Consider the following 15,350-nt stretch of genomic DNA (forward strand, 5'->3'; position numbering starts at 1 on the left):
CCCGCTTCAGGGTTTTTCGCCCTGGGCGTTGGCCTTCTGGGCCAGGCGGTGTTCAAGATAATGGATGCTGGTGCCGCCTTCCACGAAGTTGGCGTCGAGCATCAGTTCGCGGTGCAGGGGCACGTTGGTCAGGATGCCGTCCACCACCATTTCCGACAGCGCGATGCGCATGCGGGCGATGGCCTGGTCACGCGTGGCGCCGTACGTGATGATCTTGCCGATCATCGAGTCGTAGTTGGGCGGCACGAAGTAGCCATCATACGCGTGCGAGTCCACGCGGACACCGGGGCCGCCGGGCATGTGCCAGGCGGTGATGCGGCCCGGCGACGGCGTGAACTTGAACGGGTCCTCGGCGTTGATCCGGCATTCGATCGCGTGGCCGCGCAGTTCCACGTCCTTCTGGCGGTAGCGCAGCTTTTCGCCGTAGGCGATGCGGATCTGTTCCTGCACGATGTCGATGCCCGTGATCATCTCGGTGACCGGGTGCTCGACCTGCACGCGCGTGTTCATCTCGATGAAGTAGAACTCGTTGTTCTCGTACAGGAATTCGAACGTGCCGGCGCCACGGTAGCCGATCTTCTTGCAGGCCTCGGCGCAGCGGTCGCCGATGCGCTCGATCAGGCGGCGCGGAATGTGCGGCGCCGGCGCTTCCTCGATCACCTTCTGGTGGCGGCGCTGCATCGAGCAGTCGCGTTCGCCCAGCCAGATGGCCTGCTTGTGCTGGTCGGCCAGGATCTGGATTTCCACATGGCGCGGGTTCTCGAGGAACTTCTCCATGTAGACCTCGGGGTTGCCGAAGGCACGGCCCGCTTCTTCGCGCGTCATGTTGACGGCGTTGATCAGCGCGGCCTCGGTATGCACCACGCGCATGCCACGGCCACCACCACCGCCGGCGGCCTTGATGATCACCGGATAGCCCACGCGACGCGCGGTGGCCAGGATTTCCTTGGGATCGTCGGGCAGGGCGCCTTCCGAGCCCGGCACGCACGGCACGCCGGACTTGATCATGGCCTGCTTGGCCGACACCTTGTCGCCCATCAGGCGGATGCTGTCGGACGTCGGGCCGATGAACACGAAGCCGGACTTCTCCACGCGCTCGGCAAAGTCGGCGTTTTCCGACAGGAAGCCGTAGCCCGGGTGGATGGCCTGGGCGTCGGTGACTTCGGCGGCCGAGATGATGGCCGGCATGTTCAGGTACGACAGCGGCGACGGGGCCGGGCCGATACAGACGGCTTCATCGGCCAGCTTGACGTACTTGGCTTCCTTGTCGGCTTCCGAGTACACCACCACGGTCTTGATGCCCAGCTCGCGGCAGGCGCGCTGGATGCGAAGGGCGATTTCGCCGCGGTTCGCGATCAGAATTTTTTCAAACATGGTCTCTCTCTGCGAGAACAGGGGCGGGCCCGCGCACGCCAGGGTGGCGCACCGGGCCAACGCATGCGGCAGGGGCCTTTCGGGGCCCTGCCGCGTCAGCCGGCTGACGGCTTAGCCGATCACGAACAGCGGCTGGCCGTATTCCACAGCCTGGCCGTTTTCGACGAGGATTTCCTTGATCACGCCAGCCTTGTCGCACTCGATCTCGTTGAGCAGCTTCATGGCTTCGATGATGCAGACGGTCTGGCCTTCCTTGACGGTATCGCCCACGTTCACGAACGGCGCGGCGCCCGGCGACGGTGCGCGGTAGAACGTGCCCACCATCGGCGACGTCACCACGTGGCCGGCCGGCAGTTGCGGGGCGGCTTCGGCGGCGGCAGCCGGGGCGGCAGCGCCCGCCACGGGGGCGGCGGCGCCGGCGGCCGGCGGCAGGGCCTGGAACTGGGGCATGGCAACCGGCGCCAGCACCTGCGGCGGTTGCTTGACGATGCGAACCTTGCCGTCGCCCTCGGTCACTTCGAGCTCCGAAATGCCGGATTCGGCCACCAGGTCGATCAGCGTCTTCAGCTTGCGCAGGTCCATCTTCTTATCCTCCAGAATCGGGTTGTCCGGTCACCTTCATGTCAGGGAAGGGGACGGCGGCGGTCAGTCATGATTGATTTGGCCTGCCACGCAAGCGTGCCAGGCCGCGGTTTTCTCGCGTTTGCAGAGGCGGTGCGGGTGCTAGCTGTCCTGTTCCTGCGCCAGCGCGTATTCCAGCGCCAGCAGGTATCCCTGCCAGCCCAGGCCGCAGATCACCCCGATCGCCTGATCGGAAAAATACGAGTGATGGCGGAACGGCTCGCGGCGGTGCACGTTGGACAGGTGAACCTCGACAAATGGGATTGCCACGCCGGCCAGCGCATCGCGCAGCGCCACGCTGGTATGCGTGAAGGCCGCGGGATTGATGATGACGAGATCTACCCCTTCGCCGCGCGCGGCATGAACGCGATCTACCAGAGCGCCCTCATGATTGGACTGGAACGTATCCAGCCCGATGCCTGCGGACGCCGCGCGTTTTGCCAGCGCATCGTTGATGTCGGCCAGCGTGGTATGTCCGTAGGTCTGCGGCTCGCGCGTACCCAGCAAATTGAGGTTCGGGCCATGCAGAACCAGCACTTTGCGGTAGCGGGCGGAGCGGCTGACGGTAGGGGCGGTAGACACGGCGGCTCGACCAGTTCAACGAAATTGCGCGGAGATTACCGTAGCTTAGAGGGATTTGTCTAGCACGGGATACAAGGCGGGATGTCGCCTTTAAGACATTTCCGGGCCTCAAAGCGCCGTTTCAGGCGCAAAACCGGTTCTGATGGGGGTTTGCCCGCAGGTTGGCAGCCAGTTCGGTGCGTGTTTGGTGAAGTTCGGCACAGATCCCGGCTAGTTGGCATGTAGACCGTGCCGGCCGTCTCAGGCGCCGGGCAGCGCCTTGCGCAGTTCGTCGGCGTGGACCCGGCCCATCTTGCGGTACTTCACAGCGCCTTCGGGGGTAATGATCACCGTGTAGGGCAGGCCGCCTTGCGCATTGCCAAAGCTTTTGGCCAGTTCGGTGCCAGTAAAGCCGGCCACCGCCAGCGGATAATTCACCGGTACTTTTTTGAGAAATTCCTGGATGTTGCTGGCAGAATCGATGCCGATGCCGATGAATTCGACGTTGCGCTGGGCATATTCGCCATGCAGCGCGGTCAGCTCGGGCATTTCTTCGACGCAGGGCCCGCACCAGGGCGCCCAGAAGTTGACGACCAGCGTCTTGCCCCGAAACTTCGCCAGATCCAGCTCGGTGCCTGACGGATCGGGCATTTTTGCCTGGAACAGCGATTCCACGGCCTGGTCGGACGCCTGTTTGGGGGCCAGTGCGAAGTTCGCCACCAGGACGCCGGCGGCCGCGGCGACAATGGCCACGACGATCCAGATGACGAGGGATGAACGGGGAGCGGGTGCGGAACCGGGCGTCGTTGCAGTCATGGTGGGTGACGTGGATGGCAGTTCTATATAGATAAGGCGATCGGGCCGGCATGGACCCGAGCGGGGATCAATGGTCGCGGGCCTCGCCCAGCAGGGTGCGCACGGCGTTGGCGTCGGCGCGGACCGCGCGGCCGCTGGCGTCGGCCCGCGCCGCGCCGCGTTCGTCGTCGGCATCATACAGCGCGATATGGATGCCCACCGGGGCGCCCAGCGTAGAGCGCACCTCGCCGGCCAGCTGGCGCGCTTCGCGCAGGGCCGGCCACTGGCCGCGCCACAGGAAGCTCAGGGTCTCCACATCGGCCCGCCCGGCGAAGTGCCGGCTCTCGCTGGTCTCGAAATCGACCCCGGCGTTGAGCAGATGCAGCGCCACGTCCTTGGGGCTGTCGCAGAAGCACTGTATATAGACGTCGGAATGCTCGGTAGCCGTGCCGTTGAGCACGGCGCCCACCAGATAGGGCCGGAACGGGGCCAGGTCGCCCATGGCCAGCAGCGCCAGTTGCCGCAGCAGGGCCAGGATGCGTGGCTGCGCCTCGCTGTGGAACAGCGCCTGGTAGGCCCGCACCTCCTCCTCGATCATGTCGTTGTCGGGCAGCCATTCGCCGGCCACGCGCAAGTCGCCAAGCAGCTGGCGCGCGGCCTTGCGCTTGGCGGTGGCGTAATCGGCGCCATCTTCGGCGATCATGCGCGCGGCGGCCTGGGCGATTTCCTCGCGCAGGCGGCCGGGGTCGGAGGGGGTACGTCTGGACATGGTGTCGATGATACCCGCATGGCTGGACAACGAAGTCCGCGGCACGGTGGCGCAGCCCGGGGAACCTGCCGCATGCAGGTACAATCAGAGCCTTCTTTCCAGTGCCGTGCGGCCCGGCCGCCGCGGCCCCACGCATTCCCGAAGCTCCCATGCATATTCATATCCTTGGCATCTGCGGTACGTTCATGGGCGGCCTTGCGGTCCTGGCGCGCCAGGCGGGTCACCGCGTGACCGGCTGCGACGCCAACGTCTATCCGCCGATGAGCACCCAGCTCGAAGCCCAGGGCATCGACCTGATCGAAGGATTCGATCCGGAGCAACTGTCGCTGAACCCCGACCTGTACGTGATCGGCAACGTGGTGTCGCGCGGCAACCCGCTGATGGAAGCCATCCTGGACCGCAACCTGCCGTACGTGTCGGGCCCGCAATGGCTGGGCGAGCACGTGCTGAACGGCAAGTGGACGCTGGCCGTGGCCGGCACGCATGGCAAGACCACCACCACGTCGATGCTGTCCTGGCTGCTCGAGGATGCCGGCTACAACCCCGGTTTCCTGGTGGGCGGGGTGCCGCAGAACTTCGGCATCTCGGCCCGGCTGACGGAATCGGACTTCTTTGTCATCGAAGCCGACGAATACGACACCGCCTTCTTCGACAAGCGCAGCAAGTTCGTCCACTACCGCCCGCGCACGGCCATCCTGAACAATCTGGAATACGATCACGCCGACATCTTCCCCGATCTGGCGGCGATCGAGACGCAATTCCACCATCTGGTGCGTACGGTGCCGGGTCAGGGCCGCCTGGTCGTCAACGGCAACGAGCCGGCGCTGGCCCGCGTGCTGGAGCGCGGCTGCTGGAGCGAGGTGGAGCAGTTCGGCATGGGCGACTGGCGCGAGGGCGATGCCCGCACGGCCGCGCCGGCCGGCAAGGACGCCTTCGACGTGTACTTCCGCGAGGCACTGCAAGGCACGGTCGTCTGGGATCTGCAGGGCACGCACAACCGCATGAACGCGATTGCCGCGATTGCCGCCGCGCGCCACGTGGGCGTGCCGCCGGCCCAGGCCATCGAGTCGCTGGGCCGCTTTGCCAACGTCAAGCGCCGCATGGAAGTGCGGGGCGTGGCCAACGATGTCACGGTCTATGACGATTTCGCGCATCACCCCACCGCCATCCAGACCACGCTCGATGGCCTGCGCCGCCGCGTGGGCAACGCCCGCATCCTGGCCGTGCTGGAGCCGCGTTCCAATACGATGAAGCTGGGCGTGATGGCTGCCCAGCTGCCGGCCAGCCTGCAAGCCGCCGACCTGGTGTTCGGCTACGGCGCGCCGGCTGGCAAGGACGCCCTGGGCTGGAGCCTGGGCGAGGCCCTGGCGCCGCTGGGCGACCGGGCCGCCGCCTTCGACGACCTGGGCGCGCTGGTCGCGGCGGTCACCGCCGCCGCGCGGCCCGGCGACCAGGTGCTGGTGATGAGCAACGGCGGTTTCGGCGGCGTCCACCAGAAACTGCTCGACGCCATCAAGGCCCGCGCCTGACCACGGCAGGACATCACATGCTGCTGTACCTGCACGGTTTCCGGTCCTCGCCGCAGTCGATGAAGTCGCGGCTGGTGCAGGACCGGATGCGCGCCTGGGGCCTGGAGAAGTATTTCGCCTGCCCGATGCTCAACGTGTCGCCGTCCGAGGCGATCGCCCAGGCCGAGGCCGCCATCCGTGGCGCCCGCGCGGGCGGCGAGACCGATATCGCCATCGTCGGGTCGTCGCTTGGCGGCTTCTACGCGCGCTGGCTGGCCGAAAAGCACGGCTGCCGTGCCGTGCTGCTGAATCCGGCCATCCATCCGTGGACCGATCTGGAGAGATACCTGGGCGAGCAGCCGCTGTACCACGGCGGCGGCTCGGTCGTGGTGCGGCCCGAACATCTGCAGGAACTGCTGGCGCTGCGCGTGGACACCATCACGCGGCCCGACCGCTACTACCTGCTGGCCGCCACCGGGGACGAGGTGCTGGACTATCGCGAGATGGTCGCGGCCTGCCCGGGCGCCCATATCCGCATCATCGAAGGCAGCGATCACGGCATCAGCGAATTCGGCGACTACGTCGACGATGTCCTGGCCTTCTGCGGCTATGGGCCGGGCGGAAAACGCAAGGTATGACGGGCGCGAGCGGCCTCAAAGGCCTGCGCGCCGCCTGGCACGCCCATCTGCCGCATGACGCGGCGATTCCGCTGAACCAGCGCCGCTGGATTGCCGGCGAGGGGTCGCTGACCGCCCGGTTGATGTCGGCATCGTCGCGCTTCCGCGTGCAACGGCTGGCGCAGGCGCCCCAGTTGCCGTTTGCCGACGAATGGCAGGCGCTGGGCCTGATGCGCCCCGTACCGGCCATCACGCGCGAAGTGCTGCTCATCTGCGACGAAGTGCCGGCGGTCTTCGCCCATACCATCGTCGATCCCTACCGGGCGCGCCGCGACTGGCCGTTCCTGCGCGGGCTGGGCAACCGTCCGTTGGGCGGCGCGCTGTTCGTGGACCCGCGCGTGCGGCGCGAGCCGTTCCAGTTCGCGCGGCTATCGATCCACCACCCGCTGCGCCAGGCGCTGCAGCGGGTATTGCCGGCGTTTGCGTCGGTGCCGATGCTGCCCGCGCGGCGCTCGGTATTCCGGCGCGGCGGCGGCGCCATGCTCGTGACAGAGGTCTTTCTGCCAGACCTGCTGGTGCGGGCGGCGCCTGCCAACATTGGCGCGGGCGGCACCAGACTGCCCCGCCGTATCGACACACACAGCAAGGAAGAGAGACAAGCATCATGAAACTGCAAGGACGGGTCGCCATCATCACCGGCGCAGCTGCCGGTATCGGGTTTGCCACGGCGGAGCGATTTGCCGCCGAGGGTGCAAAGCTGGTGCTTTGCGATGTGAACGAAACGCGTGTGCGCGAGGCCGCCGACCGCCTGGCCGCCACGGGCGCCAGCGTCGACGCGCACAAGATCGACGTGACCAGCCGCGACCAGGTGGATGGCGTGGTCGCCGCCACGCTGGCGCGCCATGGCCGCATCGACATCCTGGTCAACAACGCCGGCATCACCAAGGACGCGCGGCTGGCCAAAATGACCGAAGCGCAGTTCGACGCCGTGATCGACGTCAATCTGAAGGGCGTGTTCCATTGCGCCCAGGCCGTGGCCGCCGTGATGACCGAGCAGGGCAAGGGGGTGATCCTGAACGCGTCGAGCGTGGTCGGCCTGTACGGCAATTTCGGCCAGACCAACTACGCGGCCAGCAAGTTCGGCGTGATCGGCTTCACCAAGACCTGGGCGCGCGAACTGGGCCCGAAGGGCGTGCGCGTGAACGCGGTGTGCCCCGGTTTCGTGAACACCGAGATCCTGCAGAGCGTGCCGGAAAAGGTGCTGGACGGCATGAAGGAACACTGCTGGATGCGCCGCCTGGCCGAGCCGGCGGAGATCGCCGCCATCTACGCGTTCCTGGCCAGCGACGATGCCAGTTATGTGAACGGCACGACGATCGAGGCCAGCGGCGGCATGTCGCTCTGACCCGCAAGGCCCCGGCCAGTCGTTTCTGACCCGGGGTGTGCCGCCGTTGCCGCAAGGCGGGGTGCGGTATCATCCCGGGTCGTATACCCGTCCGGACAGGCCGTGTTTTGCGCGTTGCAGCGCACATCGCGCGCGCCTGTCCCGGCACTTCTGAAAGTACCGATCCATGCAGTTGCTGTTCGAAGAAGGCGGCGAGATTCGCGCCGGCACCGTGCTCGCCCAACAGGGCGAGGCCTACCAGGTCGAGCTGCCTGCGGGCAAGCGCACCAAGGTCAAGGCCAAGGACGTGCTGCTGCAGTTTGCCCAGCCAACGGCGATCGAAATGGTGCGGCAAACCGGCGAACTGACCGCCGAGATCGATCTCGACTTCCTCTGGGAATGCGCGCCGGCCGAGGAATTCGGCTTCGGCGAGCTGGCTGCCGAGTACTACGGTGCCGATGCCGGCGCCGTGCAGCAGGCCGCGCTGGCCATGGCGCTGCATGGCAATCCGGTCTATTTCCGCCGCAAGGGCCGCGGCCGCTACATGCGCGCCCCGGAAGACCAGCTCAAGGCCGCGCTGGCCGCGGTGGAGCGCAAGAAGCAGCAACTGCTGGTGCAGGCCGAGTACGAGGCACAGCTCAAGGCGCGCAAGCTGCCCGACGCGTTCCGCGGCAAGGTGCTGCAGCTGCTGTTCAAGCCGGACAAGAACAGCCTTGAATTCAAGGCCATGGATGCCGCCTGCACCGCGCTGGGCATGACGCCGATGCGGCTGATGGTGGCGGTGGGCGGCGTGGAAAGCCCGCGCGCGCTGCACGAGGCCAAGTTCCTGGCCGACTGCTTCCCGAAAGGCACCGGCTTCCCCGACGTGGACGTGCCCGATCCGGCCGGCGACCTGCCCGTGGCCGACGTCCAGGCATTCTCGATCGACGATGTCACGACGACGGAAATCGACGATGCGCTGTCGGTGACGCGCATGCCCGACGGCAAGCTGCGGGTCGGCATCCACATCGCGGCGCCGGCGCTGGGTTTCAAGCGCGGCGAGCCGCTCGACGCCATCGCGCGCCAGCGGCTGTCCACCGTGTATTTCCCGGGCGACAAGATCACGATGCTGCCCGACAGCGTGGTGGACAAATACACGCTGCAGGAAGGCCGCACCTGTCCGGCCGTGTCGCTCTATGTGACGGTGGACATGGACGGTATCGACGGCGTGACCATCCTCGGCAGCGAAACGCGTGCCGAACTGGTGCCGATTGCCGCCAACCTGCGTCACAACCTGCTGGAAGACGTGGTGACCGAGCAGGCACTGGCGGCCGGCACGGGCGACTACCCGTTCCGCGAGGCGCTGACCGAGCTGTTCCGGCTGGCCAACCACCTGCATGACGAGCGCCAGAAGGCGCGTCTGGCCAGCGGCCTGCGTCCGGAAGCGCACAACCGCGCGGACTTCAATTTCTATATCGACCCCCTGGCGAACGGCGGCGAGCGGGTGCGCATCGAGCAGCGCCGCCGTGGGTCGCCGCTGGACAAGATCGTGGCCGAGCTGATGATCCTGGCCAACAGCACGTGGGGCAAGCTGCTGGCCGATCACGGCGTGCCGGGCATCTATCGCACGCAGAAGGCCTGGGGCATGCACCGCACGCGCATGCAGACCTATCCGGCGCCGCACGAGGGCCTGGGCGTGGCGCAGTACGCGTGGAGCACCTCGCCGCTGCGGCGCTATGTTGACCTGGTCAACCAGTGGCAGATCCTGGCGGTGGCCCAGCATGGCGTCACCGCCAAGCTGGTGGCGCCGTTCAAGCCCAAGGACGCCGACCTGCTGGCGGCCGTGGCCGATTTCGAAGGCACCTATGCCGCCTATGCCGACCACCAGTCGACCATGGAACGCTACTGGTGCCTGCGCTGGCTGGCCCAGGAAGGCCGCGACAAGCTGATGGCCACCGTGCTCAAGGACGGCGCGGTGCGCTTCACCGAGATTCCGCTGGTGACGCGCGTGCCGGAACTGGCGCAGGCCAACCGCGGCACCCAGGTGCTGCTGGAAATCGCGTCGACCGACGAGATTTCGCTCGATGTGTCGTGCCGCGTGCTGGAAATCTTCGCCGGTGAGGGCGAGGTGCCCGAGGAAGAGCTCGAAGGCGACAGCGACGAGGGCGACGACGACCTGGCCGAGGTGTCCGCCGAGGCCGCGGCCGAAGCGGCTGCCGAGGATGCCACGGAAGCCGCGGCGGAGGAGGGTGCCAGTCCGGCGCCCGGCCAGGATGGCGACGATGCGTCGGCGCCACGCGACACCGGCACCAACCCCCCCGCCTGAGTCCTTCGGTAAACGGGGCGGCTCCCGTACAATCGGAGTCGGTTCCGGCCCCCCCTCCGCCGTGGGGTGGCCGGCTTTCGAGCGAGCCCCCATTCCGACCGCCCAGGTTCCTGACCCATCGTGAACGCCGTTCTCCCTGCTCCCCGCCACGTGCACCTGCGCGACCGGTGGCAATCCAGCAACACGCTGGTCAAGGCGCTTGTCGTGTCCGTGGCCATCCACGCGGTGCTGCTGATGGTGCGGATCGCCGCGCCGGAGGTGTTCGAGATCAAGCGTTCCGATCCGCAGCTGGACGTGGTGCTGGTGAACGCGAAGTCCGCCGAGAAGCCGCGCAACCCGACCGTGCTGGCGCAGGCCAACCTCGACGGCGGCGGCGACCACGATGCCCAGCGTGCCACCACGCCGCTGCCGGCGCAGACCGAATCGAAGGAAGGCGACCTCGTCAGGCTCACGCAGCGCCGGCTCCAGGAGCTTGAAGAAGAGCAGCGCCGCCTGATGACGCAAGCCCGTATGGCCGCGCCGTCCGTGCGCAGCCAGCCGGTGAAGCCGGGCGAGCAGCGCACCGAAACCCCGACGCGCGGGCAGGACGACCGCACCTCCACCGACGAGATGGCCAAGCTCGAAGCCGAGATCGGCCGCAACCTGGAGCACTACGCCAAGCGGCCCAAGCGCATGCAGCTGACGGCCACCAGTGCCCAGGGGGTGGACTATGCCCAGTATTACGACCGCCTGCGCCGCAAGATCGAGGCGCGCGGCACGAGCGACTTCCCGCAGAAGAACGGCAAGCCGCTCTATGGCCAGCTGATCCTGGTGATCAACGTGAACCGCCAGGGCAAGCTGGGCTACAACCGCGACGGCTACAACGTCGAGGCGATCGACGTGGCCAAGAGCTCGGGGGACCCCGCGCTGGACCGCCAGGCCGTGGCCATTGTCCGTGCCGCTGCACCGTTCGGCGCCTTCACGGCCGAGATGCAGGCGAAGCAGGACATCCTCGAAGTCATTTCCACTTTCAAGTTCACGCGCAGCGGGCTCGACGTCCGCCTGCAAGGACGCTGATGACCGCAGAACAGCAATCCGCCGACCGCTATGTCGTGGTGGGCAACCCCGTATCGCACAGCCGCTCGCCGGCCATCCATGCCGCGTTTTCGCGCCAGACCGGCGAAGCCATCCAGTACGATCGCCTGGAGGCGCCGCTCGACGCGTTTGCCGACACCGTGCGCAGGTTCCTGGCCGACGGCGGCCATGGCTTCAACGTGACCACGCCGTTCAAGCTCGAGGCCTATGACCTGGCGGACCGCCTGACGCCGCGCGCGGAAGCCGCCGGCGCGGTCAACACGATGTGGATCGAGGACGGGCTGATCCATGGCGACAACACCGACGGCGTGGGCCTGGTGCGCGACATCCAGGACAACCTCGACGTGCTGCTGGAAGACAAGCGCATCCTGGTGCTGGGCGCCGGGGGCGCGGCCATGGGCGCGCTGCTGCCGCTGATCGAATGCCGCCCTGCGCGGATCGTGGTGGCCAACCGCACGGCGCAGAAGGCCAGCGACGTGGTCGAGCAGTTCGTGGAAGCGGCCGACCAGTACGGCGTGGAACTGTGGGCGGGCGGTCTGGACGCGCTGAGCGCGCTGTCCGAGGACGAAGCCTGCGACGTGGTCATCAACGCATCGGCCAGCAGCCTGCAGGGCGAACTGCCGCCGGTGCCGGAATACCTGCTGGGCGAAGGCGTGCTGGCCTACGACATGATGTACGGCGCCAGGCCGACCGTGTTCCTGGCCTATGCGGCCAAATGCGGCGCCCGCACGTCGGACGGCCTGGGCATGCTGGTGGAGCAGGCCGCCGAGGCGTTCTACAACTGGCGCGGCGTGCGTCCGAACACCGCCCCGGTCCTGGCCGAGCTGCGCGCCGCGCTGCAGGCCGAAGCGACCCGCTGATCCGCGCGCGGAGCCGACTTGGCACGCCAGCGAAGCGGCGCCGCGCGCGCACCGTCCAGGGCATCGGGCGCGGCCAATCCGCTGCGCTGGGTGGGCTATCTGGGCGAGTGTCTGATCCTTGGCGTGCTGGCGCTGCAGTTGTACTTCTTCCTGCAGATTGCCGCCTGGCAATACCTGAATCCGTCATCCACGTCGTTCATGCGCGCCGAAGGCTGGCGCCTGTGCGGCTTCAACTTCTGGAGCTGCGCGATCGACCACAAGTGGGTGGGCTATGACCAGATGTCGCGCAATATCAAGCGGGCAGTGATTGCCAGCGAGGATGCCGACTTCGTCAACCATCCGGGCTACGAACTCGACGCGATGCTGGACGCCTGGGAGCGCAACAAGAAGCGCGGCCATATCGAACGTGGCGGTTCTACGATTACCCAGCAGCTGGCCAAGAACCTGTTCCTGTCTTCGGAGCAATACTACGTGCGTAAGGGCCAGGAGCTGGCCATCACGTGGATGCTCGAATTCTGGCTCGACAAGCAGCGGATTTTCGAGATCTACCTGAACTCGGTGGAGTGGGGCGAGGGGGTGTTCGGCATCGAGGCGGCCGCGCAGCACTACTTCCACACCTCGGCCGCGAAGCTGACCGTGGGCCAGGCCGCACGGCTGGCGGCGGCGCTGCCGGCGCCGAAGTGCTTCGACAAGAAGGAATACTGCGCCAACGTGCGCGTCAATTTCCGCGTCAAGGCATCGATCATCGCGCGACGCATGGGCGCGGCGACATTGCCGGATTGACACCTGTTTTTCTCCCCTCTCCCATGGCATGGGAGAGGGGCGGGGGAGAGGGCCTTGCCGTTCAAATTGCGACAGGTCGGCAAGCAGAACCGCCGAGCCCTCTCCCCCAACCCCTCTCCCGCACGCGGGAGAGGGGAGGAATACACGGCCTCAGCTCAACCAGCCCTTGCGCTTGAAATACACCAGCGGGATGGCCGCCGAGACCGCCATCAGCGCGATGGCCCACGGGTAGCCGATGGCCCAGTCCAGTTCCGGCATCAGCTTGAAGTTCATGCCGTAGACGCTGGCGATCAGCGTGGGCGGCATCAGCGCCACCGACACCACCGAGAACAGCTTGATGATCTTGTTCTGGTTGATGTTGATGAAACCGACCGTGGCGTCCATCAGGAAGTTGATCTTGTCGAACAGGAACGCGGTGTGGTTCTCGATCGAATCGATGTCGCGCAGGATCTGGCGTGCCTCGTCCTGCTGCTCGGCCGACAATAGCTGGCTGCGCATCAGGAACGACACCGCCCGGCGCGTGTCCATGACGTTGCGGCGGATGCGGCCGTTCAAGTCTTCCTCGCGGGCGATGGTCTCCAGCACGTCGGCGGCGGCGGCATCGGTCACGTTCTCGGCCAGCACGCGGCGGCTGGCTTCTTCCAGCCGCTCGTAGATCTCCTCGATCGAATCGGCCGAATACTCGGCGTCGGTCGCGTAGAGGTCCATCAGCACGTCCTTGGCGTTGCGCACCGATCCGGGCCGCATCCGGGCGCGCAGCCGTACCAGGCGGAACACGGGCAGGTCTTCGTCGTGGATCGAGAACAGGACGTCGCGCGTGAGCACGAACGCCACGCGCACGTTGCGCGACGCCTCGTCTTCCGCCAGCAGGAAGTCGGTGCGGATATGGATGTTCTCGTCCTCGCCCTCGAAATAACGCGCCGATGCCTCCAGGTCACCGAGGTCTTCGAGTTCCGGCAGGACGACGCCGTAGGCTTCCTTGATCCACGCCAGCTCTTCGTCGTCGGGGCTGACCACGTCGATCCAGATGGGCTTGTGCTGCAGCAGCTCATTGCGCTCGTCGACCTGCTCCTGGGCGAGCCGACCTTTCTGCAGGACGAACAGATTGATCATCCCTTGGATTCCTTGTTACTGATTGCGCGTTTGTCCGGAAACAGGCGCAGGCAAGGCATCGCCAGCAAAGCGACCATGGGGCGGCCGGCAAGCGTGATCGCGCTGCGCGCGGACGGCGGCTGCCGGTCCGTTGCAAGGCGATGACGTTTGCCTGTTGCCTGTATCTGGCTGGCAAGCCGGGGGAGGGGGAAGATCCGCAGCGCGCGGCGGCCGGCAGGCGACCGCAGGAGAAACGGAAAGACACACTCACCCGCAGGTGTCTGCGGGCAAGTACGGCGACGAGCAGGGCAATGGCCCCGCGCGGATCGGCGTTACGCAGCCCGCAGTGACATGGCATCCGGCGATGACGCGGCCTGGCCGCTACAACCCGAACCCCCGATGCTACTGCCCACGTAGTTTCTCCGGGATTCTGATGGCCGCGAGTGTAATCCAACGCGGGGGGGCTTGTTAAGCGAAATCTCTGCGCCGGTGTTGCTCACAGGCGCCGCCGCAGCAGCGGGGCCAGCATCACGGACGACAGCGCCGCGAACATCAGCACGATGGCCGCGTAGTCCTGCCAGTGCGGCGTCTCGCCCAGCAGCCACATGCCCGAGAACACGCCCACCACGGGAATGAACATGATCGACAGGCTGGACACCACGGGCGGCAGGCTGCGCGCCAGCGCGAACCAGACCAGGTGGCAGTACGCGAAGACCACCACGGCGTTGTAGGCGATGGCGGCCCATTCGATGCCGGTGGGCATGCGCCAGCCGGTCTCGAACAGCAGCGATCCGACGCCCAGGAACGGCAGCGTGACGGCCAGCATCCAGAAGGTCAGCGCGCCGATCGGCACATCGGTCGGGGTGCGCTTCATCAGCTGGGTGCCGAAGCCCCAGCCGGCGGCCGCCACCAGCATCAGCAGCGTGCCGGCCGGGCCGCCGGTCAGCGCGGCGATCTCGCCCGACAGCAGGAGCACGGTGCCGGTCAGCGCGCAGCCGATGCCGATCCAGGCCGATAGCGCAATCCGCTCGCGGAAGACCACCAGGCCCCAGACCACGGCCCAGATCGGCATGGTGTAGCCCAGGATGGCCGCCCGGCCCGACGACAGCATCTTGACCGCGCAGATGGCGAACAAATGCCAGATCACCATGTTCGGGATGGCCAGCTTGACCACCGTGGCCCAGGCCTGGCGCGGCACCCGCAGCGAATCGCCGCGCAGCCTCAGGGCCAGGCCCAGCGCCACCAGCCCGCCGGCCATGCACAGCAGCCGGAATCCCATGGCCGGGAAGTGGGCGACGCCGACCTTCATGATCGGCCAGTTCAGGCCCCAGGCGATGGTCAGGATGACGAGCAGGACGAGACCGCGGCGGTCGAGGTGCATGGCGCAGGGAAGGGGGCGGCGGCCTGATGTGACGGGGTCGCTCTTTTCTGGCGGAAGCTCCAGACAATATCACGCCAGCAGGTAGAATGCCGCCCACGCCATATGTTGGGCCGCGGGATGCCTTGTTCGCCCCGCCGCGCCAACCGGCCGGCGCCGACCCGCGTTATGCTGTGAAGACTGTCGAACGCAGCCGGGCCGCCGGCTTCACCCGAATACCGAGCATCCC

Annotated in this window: 15 protein-coding genes; 8 read left to right on the forward strand and 7 right to left on the reverse strand. The window is 67.0% G+C overall.

Translation table 11 applies throughout. The features are described from left to right. Positions 1–6: 6 nt before the first annotated feature. The 5 genes from accC to AC24R4_RS19380 form a co-directional block, all read right to left on the reverse strand. Positions 7–1,374 (reverse strand): acetyl-CoA carboxylase biotin carboxylase subunit, encoded by a 1,368-nt coding sequence (accC, locus tag AC24R4_RS19360; RefSeq protein ID WP_153947242.1) that lies wholly within the window; start codon positions 1,372–1,374, stop codon positions 7–9. A gap of 111 nt (positions 1,375–1,485) precedes the next feature. Continuing rightward, positions 1,486–1,956: an acetyl-CoA carboxylase biotin carboxyl carrier protein gene (gene accB, locus AC24R4_RS19365; RefSeq protein ID WP_400395241.1), complete on the reverse strand. Its 471-nt coding sequence runs from the start codon at positions 1,954–1,956 to the stop codon at positions 1,486–1,488. Positions 1,957–2,097: 141 nt separating this feature from the next. After that, on the reverse strand, positions 2,098–2,577 hold the full coding sequence (aroQ, locus tag AC24R4_RS19370) for a type II 3-dehydroquinate dehydratase (protein ID WP_400395239.1): 480 nt from the start codon (positions 2,575–2,577) through the stop codon (positions 2,098–2,100). A gap of 240 nt (positions 2,578–2,817) precedes the next feature. Next, the gene (locus tag AC24R4_RS19375; protein ID WP_487523497.1) at positions 2,818–3,372 is read right to left on the reverse strand and encodes a TlpA family protein disulfide reductase; all 555 of its coding nucleotides are present in this window, start codon (positions 3,370–3,372) and stop codon (positions 2,818–2,820) included. Between the two features lie 67 nt (positions 3,373–3,439). Beyond that, positions 3,440–4,120 carry a UDP-N-acetylmuramate--alanine ligase gene (locus AC24R4_RS19380; protein WP_400391478.1) on the reverse strand — a complete coding sequence of 227 codons (681 nt, stop codon included), beginning with the start codon at positions 4,118–4,120 and terminating at the stop codon, positions 3,440–3,442. Positions 4,121–4,269: 149 nt separating this feature from the next. Between AC24R4_RS19380 and mpl the strand changes: the two genes are divergently transcribed. From mpl to mtgA, 8 genes are all read left to right on the forward strand, one after another. Next, the gene (gene mpl / locus AC24R4_RS19385) at positions 4,270–5,649 is read left to right on the forward strand and encodes a UDP-N-acetylmuramate:L-alanyl-gamma-D-glutamyl-meso-diaminopimelate ligase (RefSeq protein WP_400391481.1); all 1,380 of its coding nucleotides are present in this window, start codon (positions 4,270–4,272) and stop codon (positions 5,647–5,649) included. Positions 5,650–5,666: 17 nt separating this feature from the next. Next, positions 5,667–6,266, forward strand: coding sequence for a YqiA/YcfP family alpha/beta fold hydrolase (locus AC24R4_RS19390; RefSeq protein ID WP_400391484.1), 600 nt, complete (start codon positions 5,667–5,669; stop codon positions 6,264–6,266). After that, entirely contained in the window at positions 6,263–6,913 is a 651-nt protein-coding gene (locus AC24R4_RS19395; RefSeq protein ID WP_400391486.1) for a chorismate--pyruvate lyase family protein, read from the forward strand. Before AC24R4_RS19390 ends, AC24R4_RS19395 begins: the two co-directional genes overlap by 4 nt. Continuing rightward, a complete protein-coding gene (gene fabG / locus AC24R4_RS19400; RefSeq protein ID WP_400391489.1) occupies positions 6,910–7,650 on the forward strand; it encodes a 3-oxoacyl-ACP reductase FabG in 741 nt (246 codons plus the stop codon). The genes AC24R4_RS19395 and fabG overlap by 4 nt, the downstream gene beginning before the upstream one ends. A 166-nt stretch (positions 7,651–7,816) precedes the next feature. Further along, positions 7,817–9,934: a ribonuclease catalytic domain-containing protein gene (locus tag AC24R4_RS19405; protein ID WP_400391492.1), complete on the forward strand. Its 2,118-nt coding sequence runs from the start codon at positions 7,817–7,819 to the stop codon at positions 9,932–9,934. Between the two features lie 120 nt (positions 9,935–10,054). Next, positions 10,055–10,990 carry an energy transducer TonB gene (locus AC24R4_RS19410; RefSeq protein ID WP_400391495.1) on the forward strand — a complete coding sequence of 312 codons (936 nt, stop codon included), beginning with the start codon at positions 10,055–10,057 and terminating at the stop codon, positions 10,988–10,990. Beyond that, positions 10,990–11,868: a shikimate dehydrogenase gene (aroE, locus tag AC24R4_RS19415; protein ID WP_400391497.1), complete on the forward strand. Its 879-nt coding sequence runs from the start codon at positions 10,990–10,992 to the stop codon at positions 11,866–11,868. The genes AC24R4_RS19410 and aroE overlap by 1 nt, the downstream gene beginning before the upstream one ends. An 81-nt stretch (positions 11,869–11,949) precedes the next feature. After that, positions 11,950–12,651 (forward strand): monofunctional biosynthetic peptidoglycan transglycosylase, encoded by a 702-nt coding sequence (mtgA, locus tag AC24R4_RS19420; protein ID WP_400391538.1) that lies wholly within the window; start codon positions 11,950–11,952, stop codon positions 12,649–12,651. 150 nt (positions 12,652–12,801) lie between these two features. Here the strand turns inward: mtgA and corA are convergent, their stop codons facing one another. Further along, positions 12,802–13,764 (reverse strand): magnesium/cobalt transporter CorA, encoded by a 963-nt coding sequence (corA, locus tag AC24R4_RS19425; RefSeq protein WP_400391499.1) that lies wholly within the window; start codon positions 13,762–13,764, stop codon positions 12,802–12,804. A gap of 475 nt (positions 13,765–14,239) precedes the next feature. Continuing rightward, complete coding sequence (locus tag AC24R4_RS19430; protein WP_400391502.1) at positions 14,240–15,124, reverse strand: DMT family transporter; 885 nt, start codon at positions 15,122–15,124, stop codon at positions 14,240–14,242. Positions 15,125–15,350: the final 226 nt, after the last annotated feature.

The sequence above is a fragment of the Cupriavidus sp. CER-90 genome (genome assembly GCF_057652055.1).